Source organism: Pseudomonas nitroreducens NBRC 12694 (assembly GCF_002091755.1).
GTDB classification, from domain to species: domain Bacteria; phylum Pseudomonadota; class Gammaproteobacteria; order Pseudomonadales; family Pseudomonadaceae; genus Pseudomonas; species Pseudomonas nitroreducens.
Window position 1 is genome coordinate 119,107 of the sequence record NZ_BDAI01000013.1, and the last position, 22,367, is coordinate 141,473.

Genomic DNA, 22,367 nt, shown 5'->3' on the forward strand with positions numbered 1-22,367 from the left:
CCCCGGCGCGGATGCCTGCATTCGCTTGCGCGCCGTGCGAGTACGCGTGGAGCGGGCGTCATCACCGATCATGGAATTAATGGAATGTCCCGCATGCAAATGCGCCGTCGGCAACGTGCCGTCGGCTTGCGCGCCCTGTGCGCGCTGACCGCCCTTGGCGGTTTCACTGCCGTCCCGGCGATGGCCGAAGAGGAAGATCACTCTTCGCATGTCACCGAACTGTCGCCCAGCGTCATTACCGCCGTGGCGCAGAGTTCGCCGCTGACCATCGTCACCGACCCCAAGCAGCCGCGTCAGCCGATCCCCGCCAGCGACGGCGCCGATTATCTCAAGACCATTCCCGGCTTCTCCGCCATCCGCAACGGCGGCACCAACGGTGACCCGGTGCTGCGCGGCATGTTCGGCTCGCGCCTGAACATCCTCACCAACGGCACCACCATGCTCGGTGCCTGCCCGGCACGGATGGACGCGCCCACCTCTTATATCTCGCCGGAAACCTTCGACAAGCTCACCGTGGTCAAGGGCCCGGAGACCGTGATCTGGGGCCCCGGCGCCTCGGCCGGCACCATCCGCTTCGACCGTGAGCCGGAGCGCTTCGGCGAACTGGGCACGCGAATCAACGGCAGCCTCACCGCCGGCTCCAACGGCCGCTTCGACCGCGTGCTGGACGCCGCCGCCGGTGGACCGCTGGGCTACGTGCGGGTCATCGGCAACAAGTCGCAGTCCGATGACTACGAGGACGGCAGCGGCAACACCGTGCCCTCGCGCTGGAACAAGTGGAACGGCGACGTGGCCGTGGGCTGGACGCCGGACGCCGACACCCTGGTCGAGCTCACCGCCGGCAAGGGCGACGGTGAAGCGCGTTACGCCGGACGCGGCATGGATGGCTCGCAGTTCAAGCGCGAGAGCCTCGGCCTGCGCTTCGAGAAGTCCAACATCGGCGAAGTGCTCGACAAGCTGGAGGCGCAGGTCTACTACAACTACGCCGACCACGTGATGGACAACTACAGCCTGCGCACGCCGTCGGGCATGGGCATGATGGCCGGCCCGATGGCTTCCAACGTCGACCGCCGGACCCTCGGCGGGCGCCTGGCCGCCACCTGGCGCTGGGACGACTTCAAGTTGATCACCGGCGTTGACGCGCAGACCAACGAGCACCGCGAACGCTCCGGCATGGGTATCAATACTTATGACGAGCAGCCGTGGGACAAGGATGCCGTTTTCCACAACTACGGCGCCTTTGGCGAGCTGACCTGGTACGCCGCCGACCGCGACCGCGTGATCACCGGTGCGCGCCTGGACCGCGCCTCGGTCAAGGATTATCGGCAGAGCACCGGCTCGGGGATGATGGCGATGCCCAACCCCACGGCCGACGACACCCGCGCCGACACGCTGCCCAGCGGCTTCGCGCGCTATGAGCACGACCTGGCCGACACGCCGACCACGCTCTATGTCGGCCTTGGCCACGTGCAGCGCTTCCCCGACTACTGGGAGCTGTTCTCCCCGGACAAGGGACCGACCGGCTCGGTCAATGCCTTCGACAGCATCAAGCCGGAGAAAACCACCCAGCTGGACTTCGGCGCGCAGTACGAGGACGAGAAGCTCAAGGCCTGGGCGTCCGGCTATGTCGGCGTGATCCGCGACTACATCCTGTTCGACTACATGCCCGGCGGCATGATGGGCCGCACCTCCCAGGCGCGGAACGTCGATGCACGGATCATGGGTGGCGAACTGGGCGCGGCTTACGCGCTGACCAGCAACTGGACCGCCGACGGCACCCTGGCATACGCCTGGGGCAAGAACACTACCGACGACACCGCGCTGCCGCAGATGCCGCCGCTGGAGGCGCGTTTCGGCCTGAGCTACGAGGAAGGCGACTGGAGCGCCGGCGGTCTCTGGCGCGTGGTCGCGCGCCAGGGCCGCATCGCCGAGAACCAGGGCAACGTGGTGGGTTACGACTTCGACGAAAGCCCCGGTTTCGCGGTGTTCTCTCTCAACGGCGCGTACAAGCTGAGCAAGAACCTCAAGGTCAGCACCGGCGTCGACAACCTGTTCGACAAGGACTACGCCGAGCACCTGAATCTGGCGGGCAACGCCGGCTTCGGCTACCCGGCCAACGACCCCGAATCGATCCACGAGCCGGGGCGCACGTTCTGGACCAAAGTGGACTTCTCGTTCTAATGCCCGACCGGCCCCCGCCCGTCGGGGGCCTCCTTGCGTGAGGAGATCAACGAATGCAGCACAAGACATTCGATTTCTACAACCTGGCCTGGCGCTGGCACTTCTATGCCGGGCTGTTCGTCGCGCCGTTCATGATCCTGCTGTCGCTCACCGGCATCATCTACCTGTTCAAGCCGCAGCTCGATCCGCTGATGTACAGCGACCTGCTGACGGTGAAACCGGGCGAGGTGCGCCTGTCCGCCGATGAGCAACTGATGCACCTGCATCACCAGAACCCGCAGTTGCAGGTCAGCCAGTATTTGCCGGCACCGGCCGCCGACCGCAGCGCGCAGTTCGTCACCCAGCTCGATGGGCGCGAAGTGAATGCCTTCGTCGATCCGTACAGCGGCAAGCTGCTCGGCGTGCAGGATGCCAAGTCCAATTTGCAGGCCATGGCTCGCGCGCTGCACGGCGAGCTGATGATCGGCACTGTCGGCGACCGACTGATCGAGCTGGCCGCTGGCTGGGGCATCGTGCTCGTCGTCTCCGGCCTTTATCTGTGGTGGCCGCGCAAGCGTTCGCTGCGCGTGCTGCTCTGGCCGGACCTGTCCCGCAGCGGCCGTGCGCTCTGGCGTGAAGTCCATGTGGTGGTTGGTTTCTGGGGCTCGCTGCTGATGCTGTTCATGCTGCTCACTGGCATGACCTGGACAGGCTTCTGGGGCAAATCCTTCGCCGACGTGTGGAACCGCTTCCCGGTGGCCATGTGGAACGACGTGCCGAAGTCGGACCTGGAAGCGCGCACGCTCAACGAAGCGCACCGCCAGACCATCCCGTGGGCGATGGAAAACACCCCGATGCCGATGTCCGGCGGCGCCCATGCCGAGCACATGGCCCACGGCTCCGGCGGTATGGCGATGCCGCAGATCAGCCTGCAACAAGTGGTCGACATTGCGGACAAGGCCGGCGTGACGCCGGGCTACTCCATCGCATTGCCCAAGGGCGAGCAAGGCGTGTTCACCGTCTCGGTGTTCGCCGACGACTCGCGCAACGACGCCACCCTGCACATCGACCAGTACACCGGCAAGGTGCTCGCCGACGTGCGCTGGAAGGACTACGGGCTGGTGGCCAAGGGCGTCGAGTCCGGCGTGATGCTGCATGAGGGCAAGATGTTCGGCCTGTTCAACCAACTGCTCATGCTCGGCGTCTGCCTGATGATCCTGCTCAGCGCCGTCAGCGGCCTGTGGATATGGTGGAAGCGCCGTCCGCAGGGGCGACTCGGCGTGCCGCCGATGCCGCACGCGCTGCCGGTATGGAAGGGCGGGGTGGCGCTCATGATCATCCTCGGTGTCGCCTTCCCGCTGGTGGGCGCGTCGCTGCTGCTGGTGTGGGCGCTGGACTGGGCGGTGCTGTCGCGCCTCAAGTCGCGCAGCCCGGCGCTGGGTTGATGCGTGCGCTGTTCAACCCTGACGCCTGCCGCGAGGCAGGCTATGCTGCGGCGCGATCGTTTCGTCCGCCGCCCGATGTTTTGCCGCCGATCCGGCGGAACCGATCACAAGCCAACTGGAGTCTCGAACATGCGTAAAACCCTGCTCGCTTTCGCTGTCCTGCTGGGCTTCTCCGGGGCCGCCATGGCCCACGAATACGAGGCTGGCAACCTGCACATCGACCATCCCTGGTCGCTGTTGCTGCCGGCCAACTCGGTGAACGGCGCGGCCTACTTCATCGTGCAGAACCACGGCAAGGACGCGGACCGCCTGCTCGGCGCCGACACCGACCGCGCCGCCAGCGCCGAAATCCACCAGCACGTGGAGAAGGACGGCATGATGAAAATGCAGAAAGTCGAGGGCGTGGATATTCCTGCCGGCGGCAAGGTCGTCTTCGCGCCTGGCCAGTACCACCTGATGCTGTTCGGCCTGAAGAAGCCGCTCACCGATGGCGAGCGCTTTCCGCTGACCCTGCACTTCCAGAAGGCCGGCGACGTGAAGGTCGAGATCGCCGTGCAGAAAGAAGCCCCACTCTCTAAAGGAACAGAAGGGGGCACCGACATGGGCCACGACATGCACGGCATGCAGATGAACTGATGAGCGACCGGCTCCTGCGCCCCTTGGTGTGGGCGCAAGACGGCGAGTGGCTGCTGGGTTTCGACGGCAGCTACTCGAGCGACTCGATCCTGCGTGTCGAGAGTGCCGCCGATGGTTTCATCCTGCGCGAGGAGCGACTGGCCGAGACGCAGACCAAGCGCTATCCCTTCGCTGATCTGAAAGATGACGTCGCGGCGGCCGACTGGACCGCCGTGGTCGTCGACGAAGAAGGCGAACGTCTGGGCTTCGCTATCGCCCGCTACGAAATCTGGAATCGCCGTGCGGTACTGGACGACCTGTTCGTCCTCCCCGAGGCGCGCGGGTTGGGCGTAGGCAAGCAACTGCTGGAAGGCTGCCTGGACTGGGCGCGTGGCACCGAGGCGCGCCACCTGTGGCTGGAAACCCAGAACCTCAACCTGCCGGCGGTAGGCTTCTACCGCTCGCGCGGCTTCTCCCTCAGCGGGCTTTCCACCGACCTCTACGACCCGGCGCAGGTGCTGCCCGGGGAGATGGCGCTGTTCTTCAGTTACCCGCTGGCCTGAGAGCCAAGCGGGTCTGCCGCGCCGCGAGAATCAGCGCGAAGCCGATGCAGTAGGCCAGCACGTCCAGCCAGTCCGGCGTGGCGCCCAGCACGATGCGCAGTGCGCGGTTGCCGATCTGCCAGTGGAGGGTCGCGGCGAGGAACTGGCCGAATTCGATCAGCAGCCCGCAGGCCAGCGCCGCGCCGGCGAGCCAGTGCGCCGGTGCATCCAGCGCCGCGCGAAACAGGCAGTACAGCCAGATCACCGCCAGCACGTCGCCGCCGAAGCCGCGCAGCCAGCCGAGGTGCGCGCCGGCCGTGGCCAGCCAGACCAGCACGGCGAACCAGAGCAGCGCGAACAGCGCACTGCGCCCATCGAAACGAAGTCGCATCAGGGCTTGAACGCGCCGATGAAGATCGCCGGGTCGACGCGGGCGTCGTTCAGGCTGACGTTCCAGTGCATGTGCGGCCCGGTGGCGCGGCCGGTGGCGCCGACACGGCCGACCACGCCACCGCGTGGGAGCTGATCGCCGAGTTTCACGTCGATCTTCGACATATGGCAGAACATGCTGATGAAGCCCTGGCCGTGGTCGACGAACACGGTTTTGCCGTTGAAGAAGTAGTTGCCGATCAGGATTACCTTGCCGGCGGCCGGTGTCTTGATCGGCGTGCCGGCGGGCACGGCGAAGTCGAGGCCCGAGTGCGGGTTGCGCTCCTCGCCATTGAAGAAACGGCGCAGGCCGAAGGGGCTGGAGAGCGGGCCGTCGACCGGCTTGTCCAGCACCAGGTTGCTCGGCGTGCCGGGGCTGAAGCTGCGGTAGGCGGCGGTCTGCTCGGCCAGTTCGCGGTTGATGCGCTTGAGGTCCTCGGGCAATGGGTTCACCTGGCGGGTGTTCTTCAGGGTGATGCGCTGCTCTTTATAGTGCTTGGCGCCGACGGTGAAACCGAGGTTGCGGCTCGCGCCGGCCTGCTTCACGGCGATCTGCTGGTTGCCGGCCTTGGTGGTCAGCGGGATGCCGACGATGGCGATCCAGTCGCGGCCTTCCTCGCGCACCACCAGCACCGGCTTGCCCTGGAAGGTGGCGGTGGGCACGGCGGCATCCTGGCCCAGTTGCACCACGACGACACCGCCGGGCACTGGCTTGTTCAGGGTACGGCTGATGAAGCCTTCGGCGTGGGCGGGCAGGGCGAGGAGGGTGGCGGCGAGCAGGCAGAAGAGTCGGAACATGGCGCAATCCGTGGACGTGTCGGCGGATGAAGCGGGCAGTCTACACGGCGCTCTTCGGCGAGCGGGACGATTTCGTCGAAAGCGGAACGTCGTGGCAGGGCGCTCCTGCAGGTCCGGGCTCCCCGGCAGAGGAGAAAGCTAACGGAGCAGGCCCTCGAGCTGCTGGCGCCACAGCTGTTCCAGCGGCAGCACCTGCGCCGGGCCATAGATGGCGTGGGGCTTGCCCAGGTGCGCGGCCCACAGCTGGTCGCCGTAGTCGTAGTGCCACCATTCGCTGGACAGGTTGCTGAACCCTGCATCGCTCATGGCGTTGAACAGGATCCGACGGTTGTCGCGGATGCGCCCCTGCTGCTCGTCCGGCGCGGCGATCTCTTCGTAATGGCGGGTATAGGAGCGCGGCGTGGCTTCGTCGAACAGGCTGCCCATGTCCAGCCAGCGGCCTTCGCTGTCGCACAGGGTCAGGTCGATGGCGCCGCCGGTCAGGTGCGGGCTCGGCGATTCGGCGCGGGTGCTGGGCGGCGCGACGAATTCGCGGGTGCGCCGGGTCAGCTCGGCTGGGTCGGCGTCTGGCTGGTGCTGGCGGAGGATGTCGTAGAGCGTGTCGTACAGGTGTTGCTGCACGGCGAACGGCCGCCAGGCATCGAGGATGACCAGGCGCAGGCCGTCGGGCAGCAGGCTGGCGGCGTGCAACAGGCGCTCGAATACTCCCGTTCGGGCATAGCACTCCGGTTGCGCGTTGGGCACGCCGAGGCGGTGATAGGCCGGCCATACCGCGAAACCCGTGGCGATGCCCATGGCCTGCAGCGGCTGGTGGCACTCGACGATAGGCACGCGGAAGGCCTCGGCCCAGTCCGGATCGGGTTGCGGCAGGATCGGTGCGAGCAGGTCGGTCATCGGTTCTCAGTCCAGCAGCGACAGGGTGACGGGCGCCTGGTGGTTGTCTTCCACGCGCACTTCCAGCTCGCCGTCGCCCAGCTTGGCCTTGAGGCGCTGACCGTTCTTCGTCTGCGTGGCGCTGCGGATCGCCTGGCCCTTGTCGTCCAGCAGGATGCTGTAACCGCGCCCCAGTGTCGCCAGCGGGCTGACGATGTGCAGCGTCTGCATCAGGCTGTCGAGGCGCTGGCGCTGTTCGCGCAGGATCGCGTTGGTAGCGCGGGGCAGGCGGGCGCTGAGGTTGTCCAGGCGCTGGCGCAGCAGGGCCAGGTTGCGCCCAGGGTGTTGCGCTGCGAGGCGAGTATCCAGGCGTGCCACACGCTCCTGGCGGATCTGCAGCTGGCGCTCGAAGGCGCGGCGCAGGCGCATGTCCAGGTCGTCCAGGCGCTGGGACTGCTGGCGCAGGCGCTCGCCGGGGTGGCGCAGGCGCCGCGCGGTGCCTTCCAGGCGCAGCCGTTCGCGGGTCAGACGGTCCTGGATGCGCAGGATCAGCCGGCGGCGCAGGCTGTCCAGGCGCTGTTGCAGGTCGCCGCTGTGGGGCGCCAGCAGCTCGGCGGCGGCCGAGGGCGTCGGTGCGCGCACGTCGGCGACGAAATCGCTGATGGATACGTCGGTTTCGTGGCCCACGGCGCTGACGATGGGCGTCACGCAGGCGGCGATGGCGCGGGCCACCGGTTCCTCGTTGAAGCACCAGAGGTCTTCCAGCGAGCCGCCGCCACGGGCCAGGATCAGCGCGTCGAAGCCCTGCGCGTCGGCCAGCTTGAGCGCGCGGACGATCTGCCCGATGGCTTCGCGGCCCTGTACGGCGGTTGGGACCAGGGTCAGCTCGACCTGCGGCGCGCGGCGGCGGAACACGCTGATGATGTCGCGGATTACCGCGCCGGTGGGCGAGCTGACGATGCCGATGCGCCGGGGATGAGCCGGAAGTTCGCGCTTGCGCTCGGCGGCGAACAAGCCTTCGGCGGCGAGTTTCTCTTTCAGCGCCTCGAAGGCCAGTCGCAGCGCGCCATCGCCGGCGGGTTCGACGGTGTCGGCGATCAATTGGTAGTCGCCGCGCCCTTCGAACAGCGAAATCTTGCCGCGCACCCGCACGGCCAGGCCGTCGCGCAGGGCCTGGCGCACCCGCAGGGCGTTCTGCCGGAACAGCGCGCAACGCACCTGGGCGTTGCTGTCCTTGAGGGTGAAGTACAGGTGACCGGACGCGGGCCGCGCGAGGTTGGAGATCTCGCCCTCGACCCACACCTGCGGGAACACGTCCTCCAGCAGGTGGCGGGCGCGCTGGTTTAGCTGGCTGACGGTCAGAACCTCGCGGTCGAGGCCCAGCCGTTGGAAGGGATCGTTCTGCATGGCGAAGGATGATAAGCGGGCCTGTGGACAGGGGCCAGCACGCAAGGTGGAGAAAGGCCTTATTCAGATCGTCAGGTCACGTTGAGCCGCAGCCCCCAGCTGGGATATAATGCCGCGCTTCCATTTTTCCCGATCGGGAGCCCCCGCCATGCTGCGCATCAGCCAAGAAGCCCTCACTTTCGACGACGTCCTCCTGATCCCAGGTTATTCGGAAGTCCTGCCCAAGGACGTGAGTCTGAAGACTCGCCTGACCCGTGGCATCGAACTGAACATCCCGCTGGTGTCCGCCGCGATGGATACCGTGACCGAAGCCCGCCTGGCCATCGCCATGGCGCAGGAAGGCGGCATCGGCATCATCCACAAGAACATGAGCATCGAGCAGCAGGCCGCCGAGGTCCGCAAGGTCAAGAAGCACGAGACCGCGATTGTTCGCGACCCGGTCACCGTGACCCCGTCGACCAAGATCATCGAGCTGCTGCAGATCGCCCGCGAGTACGGTTTCTCCGGCTTCCCGGTGGTGGAAGAGGGTGAACTGGTCGGTATCGTCACCGGCCGCGACCTGCGCGTGAAGCCGAACATCGGCGACAGCGTGGCCGCGATCATGACCCCGAAGGACAAACTGGTCACTGCCCGCGAGAACACCCCGCTGGAAGAGATCAAGGCGGCGCTCTACGAGAACCGCATCGAGAAGATGCTGATCGTCGACGAGAACTTCTACCTCACTGGCCTGGTGACCTTCCGCGACATCGAGAAGGCCAAGATCTACCCGCTGGCGTCCAAGGATGACCTGGGCCGCCTGCGCGTCGGCGCTGCGGTCGGCACTGGCGCCGATACCGGCGAGCGTGTTTCCGCCCTGGTCGCGGCCGGCGTTGACGTGGTTGTCGTCGATACCGCCCACGGCCACTCCAAAGGCGTGATCGATCGCGTCCGCTGGGTCAAGGAAACCTTCCCGCAAGTCCAGGTCATCGGCGGCAACATCGCCACCGGCGAAGCGGCCAAGGCACTGGCTGACGCTGGCGCCGACGCCGTCAAGGTCGGCATCGGCCCGGGCTCCATCTGCACCACCCGTATCGTCGCTGGCGTCGGCGTGCCGCAGATCTCCGCCATCGCCAACGTCGCCGCTGCCCTGGAAGGCACCGGCGTTCCGCTGATCGCCGACGGCGGCATCCGCTTCTCCGGCGACCTGGCCAAAGCCATGGTGGCTGGCGCCTACTGCGTGATGATGGGTTCGATGTTCGCCGGTACCGAAGAAGCGCCGGGCGAGATCGAGCTGTTCCAGGGTCGCTCCTACAAGTCCTACCGTGGCATGGGCTCCCTGGGCGCCATGGCCGGTTCCACCGGTTCCTCCGACCGCTACTTCCAGGACGCCTCCGCCGGCGCCGAGAAGCTGGTACCCGAAGGCATCGAAGGCCGCGTGCCCTATAAAGGACAGCTGACCGCCATCGTCCACCAGCTGATGGGTGGCCTGCGCGCCGCCATGGGCTACACCGGCAGCGCCGATATCCAGGACATGCGCACCAAGCCGCAGTTCGTGCGCATCACCGGCGCCGGCATGGCCGAGTCCCACGTCCACGATGTACAGATCACCAAGGAAGCCCCGAACTACCGCGTAGGTTGAGGGTTTCAGGTTAATGAGTCGGACACGGGGCTGGTTGATACAGCCCCGTGTCGTTTAAGAATTTCGCTACGAGAGATGGCCATGGCCCAAGACATTCACGCTCACCGGATCCTGATCCTCGACTTCGGCTCCCAGTACACCCAGCTGATCGCCCGCCGCGTCCGCGAGATCGGCGTGTACTGCGAGATCCATCCGTTCGACATGAGCGACGACGAGGTTCGTGCCTTCGCCCCGCGCGGCGTCATCCTGGCCGGCGGCCCGGAGTCGGTGCACGAGGCCAACAGCCCGCGCGCGCCGCAGGCGGTGTTCGACCTCAAGGTGCCGCTGTTCGGTATCTGCTACGGCATGCAGACCATGGCCGAGCAGATGGGCGGCAAGGTGCTGGGTTCGGACCTGCGCGAGTTCGGCTACGCCCGCGTCGACGTAGTCGGCAAGGCCCGCCTGCTCGACGGCATCGAAGATCACGTGGATGAGGACGGCGTCTTCGGCCTCGACGTGTGGATGAGCCACGGCGACAAGGTTACCGAGATTCCGGCCGGCTTCCACATCCTCGCCAGCACCCCGAGCTGCCCGATCGCCGCCATGGCGGACGATGCCCGTGGCTACTACGGCGTGCAGTTCCATCCGGAAGTGACCCACACCAAGCAGGGCGGTCGCATCCTCTCGCGCTTCGTGCTGGACATCTGCGGCTGCGAAGCCCTGTGGACTCCGTCCAACATCGTCAACGACGCCATCGCCACCGTGCGTGCCCAGGTCGGCAACTCCAAAGTGCTGCTGGGCCTGTCCGGCGGCGTGGACTCCTCGGTGGTCGCAGCCCTGCTGCACAAGGCCATCGGCGACCAGCTGACCTGCGTCTTCGTCGACAACGGCCTGCTGCGCCTGCACGAGGGTGACCAGGTGATGGCCATGTTCGCCGAGAACATGGGCGTCAAGGTGATCCGCGCCAACGCCGAAGAGAAGTTCCTCAGCCGTCTGGCCGGCGTCAGTGACCCGGAGCAGAAGCGCAAGATCATTGGCGGCAGCTTCATCGAAGTCTTCGATGAGGAAGCCACCAAGCTGAAGGACGTGAAGTTCCTCGCCCAGGGCACCATCTACCCCGACGTGATCGAGTCGGCCGGCGCCAAGACCGGCAAGGCCCACGTGATCAAGTCGCACCACAACGTCGGCGGCCTGCCCGAGGACATGCAGTTCGAACTGGTCGAGCCGCTGCGCGAGCTGTTCAAGGACGAAGTCCGCAAGATCGGCCTGGAGCTGGGCCTGCCCTACGACATGGTCTACCGCCATCCGTTCCCGGGCCCGGGCCTGGGCGTGCGCATCCTCGGCGAGGTGAAGAAGGAGTACGCCGACCTGCTGCGTCGCGCGGACCACATCTTCATCGAAGAGCTGCGCAACTTCGACTGGTACCACAAGACCAGCCAGGCCTTCGTGGTGTTCCAGCCGGTGAAATCCGTCGGCGTGGTCGGCGATGGCCGCCGTTACGCCTGGGTCGTTGCGCTGCGCGCCGTGGAAACCATCGACTTCATGACCGCTCGCTGGGCGCACCTGCCGTACGAGCTGCTGGAGAAGGTCTCGAATCGCATCATCAACGAGATCGACGGCATCTCCCGCGTCACCTACGACGTGTCGAGCAAGCCGCCAGCCACCATCGAGTGGGAATGATCGGAGACGTCTAAAACCTGCTTTGATCTGCTGCGCGTCGGCCGTAGGGCGTTGGAAAGCGCCCTCAGGTGCCCATTTACAGCTGTAAACTCCGCTCTTCGGGCGCTTTCCGCCTACTACGGCTCTAGCTCGCGAGATCGAATTCAGGTTTTAACGTTTCCTTAACGAGGAAAGCGGCAATCTCGCCGCTTTCTTCGACAGGCGAGGACGGGGATACCTGTCCTTGACCTGGCGCATGAGAGGCGTTTGCGCCTTCATGCACAGTTGCCTTCTGCTTCCTATGTGGGAAGCGGAGCAATGCAGCCGGCCGCAAGAGCCTGGCGCCGGGCGCGAACGCGCCAACCTCCGTGAAAGCCGATGGGGTCGCAAGTCCCTTGTTCGAGGAGTCTGGACCCATGTCGTTTACCCGTAGACAAGTACTCGGTGGCCTCGCTGGCCTGGCCGTCGTCGGCCTGGGCGCCGGTGGCGCGCGCATCTGGCTGGCGCGCCCGCAGGTAGCCGCCGAGCATGATTACGAACTGATCGCCGCGCCGCTGGACCTGGAGCTGGTGCCCGGCCACAAGACCCCTGGTCTGGGTTATGGCGGCCAGGCACCCGGTGTGGAAATCCGTGCGCGCCAGGGCGACTGGCTGCGCGTGCGCTTCACCAACAAGCTGGACGAGCCGACCACCATCCACTGGCACGGCATCCGCCTGCCCATCGAGATGGACGGCGTGCCCTACATCTCGCAGCCGCCGGTGCAGCCGGGCGAGAGCTTCATCTACCAGTTCAAGACGCCGGACGCCGGCAGCTACTGGTACCACCCGCACCTGATGAGCAGCGAGCAACTGGGCCGCGGCCTGGTCGGGCCGCTGATCATCGACGAGCGCGAGCCCTCCGAGTTCACCAGCGAAAAGATCCTCAACCTGAAGACCTGGCACGTGGACGAGGAGGGCAACTTCACGGCCTTCAGCGTACCGCGCGAGGCCGCGCGCGAAGGGACTCGCGGACGCCTGTCGACCATCAACGGCGAACGTACCCCGGTGATCGAATTGCCGGCCGGCGAGATCGTCCGCGTGCGTATCCTCAACGTCGACAACACCGTGACCTACCGCCTCAACCTGCCGGACGCCGAGGCGAAGATCTATGCCATCGACGGCCACCCGGTGGAGCCGCGCGATTTCGGCAAGGGTCCGAATGACCAGTACTGGATCGGCCCGGGCATGCGCCTGGAACTGGGCATCCGCGGCCCGGCGGAAGGCGCCGAGCTGTCTCTGCGCAATGGCCCGGTGCGTCTGGCGACCATCCGTGGCGTCGCCAACCCGAAAGCGCCCACCGCCAAGTGGCCGGCGCCGCTGCCGCGCAACCCGGTGGCCGAGCCGGACCTGAAGAACGCCGAGACCATCAACTTCAAATTCGAGTGGGTCGGCGCCATGTCCGACTACTCCAAGGGGCAGTCGGCGCCGTCGCTGTGGCAGATCAACGGCGTGGCCTGGCAGGGCGGTGAGGAGCACAAGCACAACGCGCCGCCGCTGGCCAAGCTCAAGGAAGGCAACAGCTATATCTTCGTGCTGCGCAACATGACCCAGTACCAGCATCCGATCCACCTGCACGGCATGGCCTTCAAGGTGCTGGATTCGGATCGCCGCGACATCATCCCGTACTTCACCGACACCTACCTGCTGGGCAAGAATGAGACGGCACGCGTGGCGCTGGTGGCGGATAACCCCGGCCTGTGGATGTTCCACTGCCACGTGATCGATCACATGGAGACCGGGCTGATGGGAACCATCGCGGTGGGCGAGGCATGGTGCGGCTGACCAACAGCAAGGGGCATCCGACGGTGAAGGGGCTGGCGCCGGTCATCGACCGCAGCCAGGACATCCCCTTCATGCGTGAAGCCATGGCTCTGGCCGAGCAGGGCGCGGCGCTGGGCGAAGTGCCCGTGGGCGCCGTGCTGGTGCTGGACGGCCAGGTCATCGGCCGAGGCTTCAACCGCCCGATCACCTCCCACGACCCCAGCGCCCATGCGGAAATGGTCGCCATCCGCGAGGCCGCCGCCGCCGCGCAGAACTACCGACTGCCCGGCAGCACGCTCTATGTCACCCTCGAACCCTGCAGCATGTGCGCCGGCCTGCTGGTGCACTCGCGCATCCAGCGCGTGGTGTTCGGCGCCACCGAGCCCAAGTCGGGCGTGGTGGTCAGCCGGGGCAACTTCTTCGAACAGGGCTTCCTCAACCACCGGGTGCTGGTGGAAGGTGGAGTGCTGGGAGAGGAATGCAGCGCGATGCTCTCTGCCTTCTTCAAGGCGCGTCGCAAGGGCTGAGCACTTCTGGAGTTGTAGGAGCGCGAGTCGGCGTGGATCAGCTCAGAGCTTCTGATCCCGCCCGTCGTCGTCATCGTCGGGCTTGGTCTTGTTCACGCCCGGCAGGTGCAGGCCGCTCTCGGCGAGCTGGCCGCCTTCCATCTGCGGCTGGGTTACCCAGGTGAGGATGTCGTAGTAGCGGCGCACGTTCTGCACGAAGTGCACCGTCTCGCCGCCGCGCGCATAGCCGTAGCGGGTCTTGCGGTAGTACTGCTTCTGCGACAGGCGCGGCAGCATCTTCTTCACATCCAGCCACTTGTTCGGGTTGAGGCCCTGCTGCTCGGCCATCTTGCGCGCGTCGTCGAGGTGCGCGCCGCCGATGTTGTAGGCGGCCAGGGCGAACCACATGCGGTCCGGGTCCTTGATGCTGTCGGGCAGCTCGTCCTTGATCTGCACGTAGTACTTGCTGCCGCCCTGGATGCTCTGCTTCGGGTCCAGGCGATTGGCCACGCCCATGGCCTGGGCGGTGCGGTTGGTCAGCATCATCAGGCCGCGCACGCCGGTCTTGGAGGTCGCGTCGGGCTGCCACATCGACTCCTGGTAGCCGATGGCCGCCAGCAGGCGCCAGTCTGCCTCGAGCTTGGTACCGCTCTGGCGGAAGTGCTGTTCGTACTTGGGCAGGCGTTGCTGCAGATGCTGGGCGAAGGTGTAGGCGCCGACATAACCGAGCACGTCCACATGGCCGTAATAGCGGTCCTTCAGGCGCTGCAGCAGACCATCCTGCTTGGCCTTGTCGAGGAAGGCGTTGACCTTCTCCAGCAGGCTGTTGTCATCCCCGGCCGGCAGCGCCCAGGCCAACCCCTTGGCGTCGCCAAGGTCGAAGGCGACACGAACGTTGGGGAAATACACCTGGTTCATTGCCAGTTCGTTGGAGTCGACCAGGGTCAGGTCGATCTCGCCGACGTCCACCATGCGCAGCAGGTCGACCATTTCGTCGGCATCGGATTCGCGGTACTCCAGCTTGGGGTACTGCTTCTTCAGTTCGGCCAGTTGCGCGGCGTGGCTGCTGCCTTTCAGGACGACGATGCGCTTGCCCACCAGGTCGTCCGGGCGGGTAGGGCGCTGGGCACCGTTGCGGTAGACAACCTGCGGGGTGACGTCGAGGTAGGAGTGCGAGTAGCGCACCTGGCTATCGCGTTCGCCGCCCGGCGTCAGTCCGGCGGCAGCCAGGTTCGGCCCGCCGTCGCGGCCGATGCGATCATAGAGGTCGTCGATGTTGTCGGCGGTTTCGATCTGCAGCTGTACGCCCAGGCTGTCGGCAAAGCGCTTGGCCAGCTCGTACTCGAAGCCGGTGTCGCCGTTGCGGTCCTGGAAGTAGGTGGCCGGACTGTTGCGGGTGATCACGCGCAGCACGCCGTCCTTCTGCACGCGCTCGAGGGCCGTCGGGGCTTTCGCCTCGCTACAGCCGCAAAGCAGCAGAAAGATACAGGTCGCCAAGATCCAGGCGGTGCAGCGCACACGGGACACAGTCAGGGCAAGCATCAGGGCAGTATACGCAAAGGCAGTTGTGCGCCATATCTCGACAGCCGACGGCTTCTCTGCTAGCTGGCGCGCCGTTCGTCGGCCTGTCGGACACGGAGGCCCGGACGCAAGCGCTCGCGCGGCCGTCGCTCGAAGGCATTCGAAGATGAATGGCGATTTTCGCGGGAGCAACGGCAAGGAAGGCGCTTGAGAGCTGCCGCCACGCAGCGCTTTACGGTAGAATGCACGGCCTCTGTGGGCCGGCCCGTCCGGCCCCACACACTTCCCCGTCTCCAGAGGCTGTTCCGACAATGCTGATCCTGCGCGGTGCTCCCGCCCTTTCCGCTTTCCGCCACGGCAAACTGCTCGACCTGCTGACCCAGCATGTGCCCGCCGTCACCGGGCTGTATGCCGAGTTTGCGCACTTCGCCGAGGTCACCGGAGCCCTCAACGCCGAGGAAGAACAAGTCCTGGCGCGCCTGCTGAAATACGGCCCGAGCGTCCCGGTGCAGGAGCCCGCCGGCCGTCTGTTCCTGGTGGTGCCGCGCTTCGGCACCATCTCGCCCTGGTCGAGCAAGGCCTCGGACATCGCCCGCAACTGCGGCCTGGCCAAGATCGAGCGCATCGAGCGCGGCATCGCCTACTACGTCAGCGGTGAGCTGAGCGAGGCCGACGTACAAGCCGTTGCCGCCCGCCTGCACGACCGCATGACCCAACTGGTTCTGAGCCAGCTCGAAGAGGCTTCCGCCCTGTTCAGCCACGCCCAGCCCAAGCCGCTGACCGTGGTGGACATCCTTGCCGGCGGTCGCGCCGCGCTAGAGAAGGCCAACCTTGAGCTGGGCCTGGCCCTGGCCGACGATGAGATCGACTACCTGGTGAAAAGCTTCGTCGAGATGGGTCGCAACCCGCACGACGTCGAGCTGATGATGTTCGCCCAGGCCAACTCCGAGCACTGCCGCCACAAGATCTTCAACGCCAGTTGGGACATCGACGGCCAGTCGCAGGACAAGAGCCTGTTCGGCATGATCAAGAACACCTATGAAATGCACCGCGAAGGCGTGCTGTCCGCGTACAAGGACAACGCTGCGGTCATGAAAGGCTACGTCGCCGGCCGCTTCTACCCGAACGCGGAAACCCGCGAGTACGCGGCGAGCGAAGAGCCCGTGCATATCCTGATGAAGGTGGAGACCCACAACCACCCGACCGCCATCGCTCCCTTCCCCGGCGCCTCCACCGGCTCCGGCGGCGAGATCCGCGACGAAGGCGCAACCGGCCGCGGTGCCAAGCCGAAGGCCGGCCTGGTCGGCTTCACCGTCTCCAACCTGAACATCCCCGGCTTCGAGCAGCCCTGGGAAGTGCCCTACGGCAAGCCCGAGCGCATCGTCACTCCGCTGGACATCATGATCGAAGGCCCGTTGGGCGGCGCCGCGTTCAACAACGAATTCGGCCGCCCAAACCTGGCCGGTTATTTCCGTACCTTCGAGCAGGCCATCGCCACTCCGCGTGGTGAGGAAGTCCGTGGTTACCACAAGCCGATCATGATCGCCGGCGGCCTGGGCAACATCCGCGAAGACCACGTGCAGAAGGGCGAGATCTCGGTCGGCGCCAAGCTGATCGTACTCGGCGGCCCGGCCATGCTGATCGGCCTGGGCGGCGGCGCCGCGTCCTCCATGGCCACCGGCGCGTCCGCCGCTGACCTGGACTTCGCCTCGGTGCAGCGCGAGAACCCGGAAATGGAGCGCCGTTGCCAGGAGGTCATCGACCGCTGCTGGCAGATGGGCGAGAACAACCCGATCAAGTTCATCCACGACGTGGGCGCGGGCGGCATCTCCAACGCCCTGCCGGAACTGATCAACGACGGCGGCCGTGGCGGCCGCTTCGAACTGCGCGCCGTGCCCAACGACGAGCCGGGCATGAGCCCGCTGGAAATCTGGTGCAACGAGTCGCAGGAACGCTACGTGATGTCGGTCGACGCCGCCGACTTCGAGACCTTCAAGGCCATCTGCGAGCGCGAGCGCTGCCCGTTCGCCGTGGTCGGTGAAGCCACCGAAGAGAAGCAGCTGACCGTCGCCGACAGCCACTTCGGCAACAATCCGGTGGACATGCCGCTGGAAGTACTGCTGGGCAAGCCGCCGCGCATGCACCGTTCGGTCACCCGCGAAGCCGAACTGGGCGATGACTTCGCCACTGTCGGCCTGGACCTGACCGAGTCCACTCAGCGTGTGCTGCGTCACCCGGCCGTGGCCAGCAAGAACTTCCTGATCACCATCGGCGACCGCACCATCACCGGCCTCGTGGCGCGCGACCAGTTGGTCGGCCCGTGGCAGGTGCCGGTGGCCGACTGCGCCGTCACCGCCACCAGCTTCGACGTCTACACCGGTGAAGCCATGGCGATGGGCGAGCGCACTCCGCTGGCCCTGATCGACGCCCCGGCCTCCGGCCGCATGGCGATCGGTGAGACCATCACCAACCTGGCCGCCGCGAGCATCGACAAGATCTCCGAGATCAAGCTCTCCGCCAACTGGATGGCCGCTGCCGGCCACCCGGGCGAAGACGCGCGCCTGTACGACACCGTCAAGGCTGTCGGTATGGAACTGTGTCCGGCGCTGGGCATCACCATCCCGGTGGGCAAGGACTCCATGTCCATGAAGACCCGCTGGCAGGATGGCGACGCCGAGAAGAGCGTGACCTCGCCGATGTCGCTGATCATCTCCGGCTTTGCCCCGGTCAACGACGTACGCAAGACCCTGACCCCGCAACTGCGCCTGGACAAGGGCGAGACCGACCTGATCGCCATCGATCTGGGCCGTGGCAAGAACCGCATGGGCGGCTCCATCCTCGCCCAGGTCAACGGCCGGATCGGCCGCGCTGCGCCGGACGTCGACGATGCCGAAGACCTGAAGGCCTTCTTCGCTGTGATCCAGGGCCTGAACGCCGACGGCCACCTGCTGGCCTACCACGACCGTTCCGACGGTGGCCTGATGGCCACCGTGGTGGAAATGGCCTTCGCCGGTCATTGCGGTCTGGACCTGAACCTCGACGCGCTGGCCGACAGCCGTGACGAGCTGACCGCCGCCCTGTTCAACGAAGAGCTGGGCGCCGTCATCCAGGTTCGCTCCGCCGCCACCCCGGAAGTGCTGGCCCAGTTCAGCGCTGCCGGCCTGGAAGACTGCGTCGCCGTCATCGGCCAGCCGGTCAACGGCGCCGAGATCAACCTGGACTTCAATGGCGAGCGCGTCTTCAACGACCAGCGCCGCAACCTGCAGCGTATCTGGAGCGAAACCAGCTACCGCATCCAGCGCATGCGCGACAACGCCGACTGCGCCGACCAGGAATTCGACGGCCTGCTGGACGAGGACAACCCCGGCCTGTCGGTGAAGCTGAGCTTCGACGTCAACGACAACATCGCCGCGCCCTACATCAAGAAAGGTGTGCGTCCGCAGATCGCCATCCTGCGCGAGCAGGGCGTCAACGGCCAGGTCGAGATGGCGGCTGCCTTCGACCGCGCCGGCTTCGCCGCAGTCGACGTGCACATGAGCGATATCCTCGCCGGCCGCATCAGCCTGGAGCAGTTCAAGGGCCTGGTGGCCTGCGGCGGCTTCTCCTACGGCGACGTGCTGGGCGCCGGCGAAGGCTGGGCCAAGTCGATCCTGTTCAATGCCCGTGCCCGCGATGGCTTCCAGGCCTTCTTCGAGCGCAAGGACAGCTTCGCCCTCGGCGTGTGCAACGGTTGCCAGATGATGTCCAACCTGCACGAGCTGATCCCCGGCACCGAGTTCTGGCCGCACTTCGTGCGCAACCGCTCCGAGCAGTTCGAGGCGCGCGTGGCGATGGTTCAGGTGCAGGAGTCGCAGTCGATCTTCCTGCAGGGCATGGCCGGTTCGCGCCTGCCGATCGCCATCGCCCACGGTGAAGGCCATGCGGAGTTCGAAAGCGAGGAAGCCCTGCTCGAAGCCGACCTGTCCGGTACCGTGGCCATGCGCTTCGTCGACAACCTGGGCAAGGTCACCGAGACCTACCCGGCCAACCCGAACGGCTCGCCCCGTGGTATCACCGGCCTGACCAGCCGCGACGGCCGTGTCACCATCATGATGCCGCACCCGGAGCGCGTGTTCCGCGCCGTGCAGAACTCCTGGCGTCCGGACGAGTGGGAAGAGGATGGCGGCTGGATGCGCATGTTCCGCAATGCCCGCGTCTGGGTCGGCTGAGTTCGGCCTTCATGCGTGACGAAAAAGGGGAAAGCTTCGGCTTTCCCCTTTTTCTTTGCCTGGCCATCGCTGGAGGCTGCCTTGGCTGACGACCCCGTGCTTCCCGAAGTTCGCCCGGTGACGTCGGGGCAGGTGCTGCGCCTGTGTCGCTGCGGACATTGCGCGAGTCTGCCGGATGCTGCCGAGCAATGCCCGGATGTGCTGGAACTCACGGTGAAGCGCGAGCGTTACCTGCTGCTCTGCCGCTGCGGCCGGTCTGCCGAACTACCCTACTGCGATGGCCAGCATTCAAGGCGCCGGGAGCTTCGCTAGCGGCGCAGAACGGCTGAAGGAAGAACGGTGGCGAGTGGCCTGTGTCGACGGATCAATTCATCAGGTCCGCAGTGGTGGTCTGGCTGTTCCTGGCTTCAATCACTTTGCTCAGGTCGGGGAAGTGACGGGGCATCTTGTGCACCGCGTCGGCGCCGAGCTTGTCGTAGACCAGCATGGCGTGATCCCGGTAGTTGGCCAGGAATACCGCATAAGGGTTGAAGCGCCGCAAGAACGGCTGGGCCGCGCGGAAGACCGCTTGTACTTCGTCCCTATTCATGCCGCTGACCGTTTCATGGTGCCAGCGTCCGCCCAGGGGCGTGGGACGGGCCATCCAGGCGCGAGTAACGCCGAAGCGTTCCTGTTCCTTGTGGATGGGGGAGCCAGGCTCCAGCGAGAAGGTGCCGCGGTGAATCGAGTAGATGTAGTCGCGGTTGCGGTCCAGGAAGCGCAGTGTGTTGTGGAATTCTTCCTCGGTTTCGGTTGGGAAACCGCAGATCATGTAGACATGGTTGGCAATCCCCGCGGCGTGGGCATTGCGCAATACCTGTTCGACATCGTCGATTTTCGTGCCCTTGTCCATCAGGTCGAGAATGCGTTGTGTGCCGCTTTCCAGGCCCCAGAGCAGGTACTTGCAACCGGAACGCGCCATCTTGGCGAGAATCTCGGGGGTGAAGGTGCGGTTGGGCTTGCTCAGGGCGTAGTAGGAAATATCCAGGCCAGACTCGATGATGGCATCCGCCAACTTGGCAAAATGGCCGGGAGCGATCATTTCATCGACGAACGAGAAGTGCCGGATGCCCTTTTCGACAAAGCCTCGGAGCATGTCGATGACCATTTCCAGGCCATGCAGGCGATAAGTCAGCCCGGCGGACATGTAATGCACGCAGAAAGTACAGCGGCGCCAGTAGCAGCCGCGTGACAGCAGCAAAGGGATGACGGGAGTGGGGGAGTAATAGCGGTCAAGCGTCAGGTCGCCGAAGTCCGGCTTGCCGTAGGCGTCGATATCCCGACGGTATTCGGAGGGGTTGCGTTTGACTTCACCAGCCTCGAAAAACACGGCGCCCGGGACATTCGCTGGTGAGCCACCTTGCAGCAGCAGTTGCTTGAGAGGCTCTTCGCCATCGCCATCGATGATGACGTCTGCCGAATGGGGATACCAGCGGAGGAAGTCTTCCGCGCCTGCCGTAAAGCAGCTGCCGCCAAAGAAGACCTTGCGCCCGGTGACTTGCCGCACCAGGCGTCCGAACGCCGCACCGATGGGCAGTTGCTGGCTGAAGATCATGGAGAAGCCATAGCAGTCAGCCTGCTCCTTGATAATGAGGTCGAAGGCTTCTGAGAGCAGCGGGGTGAGGTGGGCGCCCTGGTGCAGGTCATCGGCCTCGCGCCCGAGTATTTCGCTCATCATGTGCGTGAGGGTGAGCAGCAATTCACCGTGTTGATCGTAGGCGACCGGGTCGCCGTAGAAGTCCTTCATCGATTTGCCACGGAAGAAGTCTGGTGTTTCCAGCAGTGCAGCGAGGCTGCTGGGGCTTGTCCCGGGTATCTGCAGGAACCCGCTGCGCAACATCTCGAACAATCGTTCGTAGCACCACAGGTTCAGGTCCAGCACCTTCACGTCCCAATTGGGCAGTTCCCGCTCGATGTAGCCCTTGAGCATCGGAGCACCCAGGGGCGGCGAGGTGGGGGTGGTCATCGGTGGGTAGATCAGTAGAAGTTTCTGGCGGCGCGTGGAGCCGTCGGGGTTGGAGCGGGCGATGAGGTCGTTCATGGTTCAGTACCGTACGAGTGGGAAGGACCGTGCAGTTATCGCCTCATCCCACGGCGGGTGCTGTGACCAGAGCGCCCAAAAAATCTCTTAGGGATTTACCCTACGCAGTAAGAAGAAATTTCGTTCGAAAAATCTCATTCAATGCTCAACAAGCTAGGTTGGTTATGCGGAATAGTCTGACGGCTTCCGCTCACCGCTTCGGCAAAGTGGAGCTCGAAGTCGGTCACAGATTTCATACAAAGGACCTCCCTGACGAACCAGCAGGGAGCCGGACGGTCGAACTTGGACGACGACTTGTCGGTCGCAAGAGGCAAAGTGCCACTATTTGTGGCAGCATTTGTCACCCGTGGCCCGTCTTGCCACGGTCGTGTCCCCGTTTCGATCGGAGTCTCCGATGTACAAACTGTGTTTCTACGTTCCGGAAAGCCATCTGGAATCGGTCAAGAAAGCGGTGTTCGCCGCCGGTGCAGGACGCATCGGTGCCTACGACAGCTGTAGCTGGCAGGCACTCGGACAGGGACAGTTCCGCCCCTTGCAGGGCAGCAATCCGTTCATCGGCCAGGCCGGCAGCATCGAGCAGGTCGCCGAATGGAAGGTGGAGATGGTGGTCGCCGACGAGTTGATCCATGACTCGGTCAAGGCCCTCAAGCAGGCTCATCCTTATGAGACGCCGGCCTTCGAGGTCTGGCGGCTGTCGGACATGGTGTTCTGAACCATACGAAAAAGGC

At 65.5% G+C, this 22,367-nt stretch carries 17 protein-coding genes; 11 read left to right on the plus strand and 6 right to left on the minus strand.

The window, feature by feature from the left end; all coding sequences use genetic code 11:
* Positions 1-84 precede the first annotated feature (84 nt).
* From PNI01S_RS24335 to PNI01S_RS24350, 4 genes are all read left to right on the plus strand, one after another.
* The gene (locus tag PNI01S_RS24335) at positions 85-2,181 is read left to right on the plus strand and encodes a TonB-dependent copper receptor (protein WP_089285727.1); all 2,097 of its coding nucleotides are present in this window, start codon (positions 85-87) and stop codon (positions 2,179-2,181) included.
* A 53-nt stretch (positions 2,182-2,234) separates the two neighbouring features.
* Complete coding sequence (locus PNI01S_RS24340; RefSeq protein WP_084359515.1) at positions 2,235-3,605, plus strand: PepSY-associated TM helix domain-containing protein; 1,371 nt, start codon at positions 2,235-2,237, stop codon at positions 3,603-3,605.
* A 129-nt stretch (positions 3,606-3,734) separates the two neighbouring features.
* Positions 3,735-4,241, plus strand: a complete 507-nt coding sequence (locus PNI01S_RS24345) for a copper chaperone PCu(A)C (RefSeq protein WP_037015862.1) — start codon at positions 3,735-3,737, stop codon at positions 4,239-4,241.
* Positions 4,241-4,783 carry a GNAT family N-acetyltransferase gene (locus PNI01S_RS24350; RefSeq protein ID WP_084359517.1) on the plus strand — a complete coding sequence of 181 codons (543 nt, stop codon included), beginning with the start codon at positions 4,241-4,243 and terminating at the stop codon, positions 4,781-4,783. Before PNI01S_RS24345 ends, PNI01S_RS24350 begins: the two co-directional genes overlap by 1 nt.
* On the opposite strand, the gene PNI01S_RS24355 is transcribed toward PNI01S_RS24350, so the two are convergent.
* From PNI01S_RS24355 to xseA, 4 genes are all read right to left on the minus strand, one after another.
* Complete coding sequence (locus PNI01S_RS24355) at positions 4,764-5,153, minus strand: ribosomal maturation YjgA family protein (protein WP_037015868.1); 390 nt, start codon at positions 5,151-5,153, stop codon at positions 4,764-4,766. The genes PNI01S_RS24350 and PNI01S_RS24355 overlap by 20 nt on opposite strands.
* Positions 5,153-5,989, minus strand: coding sequence for a M23 family metallopeptidase (locus PNI01S_RS24360; RefSeq protein ID WP_084359519.1), 837 nt, complete (start codon positions 5,987-5,989; stop codon positions 5,153-5,155). Before PNI01S_RS24360 ends, PNI01S_RS24355 begins: the two co-directional genes overlap by 1 nt.
* A gap of 138 nt (positions 5,990-6,127) precedes the next feature.
* The gene (locus PNI01S_RS24365; protein ID WP_084359521.1) at positions 6,128-6,883 is read right to left on the minus strand and encodes a M15 family metallopeptidase; all 756 of its coding nucleotides are present in this window, start codon (positions 6,881-6,883) and stop codon (positions 6,128-6,130) included.
* 6 nt (positions 6,884-6,889) lie between these two features.
* Positions 6,890-8,269, minus strand: coding sequence for an exodeoxyribonuclease VII large subunit (xseA, locus tag PNI01S_RS24370; protein ID WP_038803286.1), 1,380 nt, complete (start codon positions 8,267-8,269; stop codon positions 6,890-6,892).
* 148 nt (positions 8,270-8,417) lie between these two features.
* On the opposite strand from xseA, the gene guaB reads away from it, so the two are divergent.
* The 4 genes from guaB (at position 8,418) to tadA (ending at position 13,851) form a co-directional block, all read left to right on the plus strand.
* On the plus strand, positions 8,418-9,887 hold the full coding sequence (guaB, locus tag PNI01S_RS24375) for an IMP dehydrogenase (protein ID WP_084359523.1): 1,470 nt from the start codon (positions 8,418-8,420) through the stop codon (positions 9,885-9,887).
* Between the two features lie 81 nt (positions 9,888-9,968).
* Complete coding sequence (guaA, locus tag PNI01S_RS24380; RefSeq protein WP_024762984.1) at positions 9,969-11,546, plus strand: glutamine-hydrolyzing GMP synthase; 1,578 nt, start codon at positions 9,969-9,971, stop codon at positions 11,544-11,546.
* A gap of 395 nt (positions 11,547-11,941) precedes the next feature.
* On the plus strand, positions 11,942-13,345 hold the full coding sequence (locus PNI01S_RS24385) for a multicopper oxidase family protein (protein ID WP_084359525.1): 1,404 nt from the start codon (positions 11,942-11,944) through the stop codon (positions 13,343-13,345).
* Positions 13,333-13,851 (plus strand): tRNA adenosine(34) deaminase TadA, encoded by a 519-nt coding sequence (gene tadA, locus PNI01S_RS24390; RefSeq protein ID WP_037006651.1) that lies wholly within the window; start codon positions 13,333-13,335, stop codon positions 13,849-13,851. The genes PNI01S_RS24385 and tadA overlap by 13 nt, the downstream gene beginning before the upstream one ends.
* A 42-nt stretch (positions 13,852-13,893) precedes the next feature.
* Here the strand turns inward: tadA and mltF are convergent, their stop codons facing one another.
* On the minus strand, positions 13,894-15,372 hold the full coding sequence (mltF, locus tag PNI01S_RS24395; protein ID WP_084359527.1) for a membrane-bound lytic murein transglycosylase MltF: 1,479 nt from the start codon (positions 15,370-15,372) through the stop codon (positions 13,894-13,896).
* A gap of 290 nt (positions 15,373-15,662) precedes the next feature.
* Between mltF and purL the strand changes: the two genes are divergently transcribed.
* Complete coding sequence (gene purL, locus PNI01S_RS24400; protein WP_084359529.1) at positions 15,663-19,559, plus strand: phosphoribosylformylglycinamidine synthase; 3,897 nt, start codon at positions 15,663-15,665, stop codon at positions 19,557-19,559.
* Between the two features lie 81 nt (positions 19,560-19,640).
* Positions 19,641-19,871, plus strand: coding sequence for a CDGSH iron-sulfur domain-containing protein (locus PNI01S_RS24405; protein ID WP_205346025.1), 231 nt, complete (start codon positions 19,641-19,643; stop codon positions 19,869-19,871).
* A 52-nt stretch (positions 19,872-19,923) separates the two neighbouring features.
* Here PNI01S_RS24405 and PNI01S_RS24410 read toward each other — a convergent pair whose 3' ends face one another.
* Complete coding sequence (locus tag PNI01S_RS24410; RefSeq protein ID WP_159457352.1) at positions 19,924-21,528, minus strand: B12-binding domain-containing radical SAM protein; 1,605 nt, start codon at positions 21,526-21,528, stop codon at positions 19,924-19,926.
* A gap of 505 nt (positions 21,529-22,033) precedes the next feature.
* Here PNI01S_RS24410 and PNI01S_RS24415 point away from each other — a divergent pair.
* Entirely contained in the window at positions 22,034-22,351 is a 318-nt protein-coding gene (locus PNI01S_RS24415) for a YqfO family protein (RefSeq protein WP_024762990.1), read from the plus strand.
* Positions 22,352-22,367: the final 16 nt, after the last annotated feature.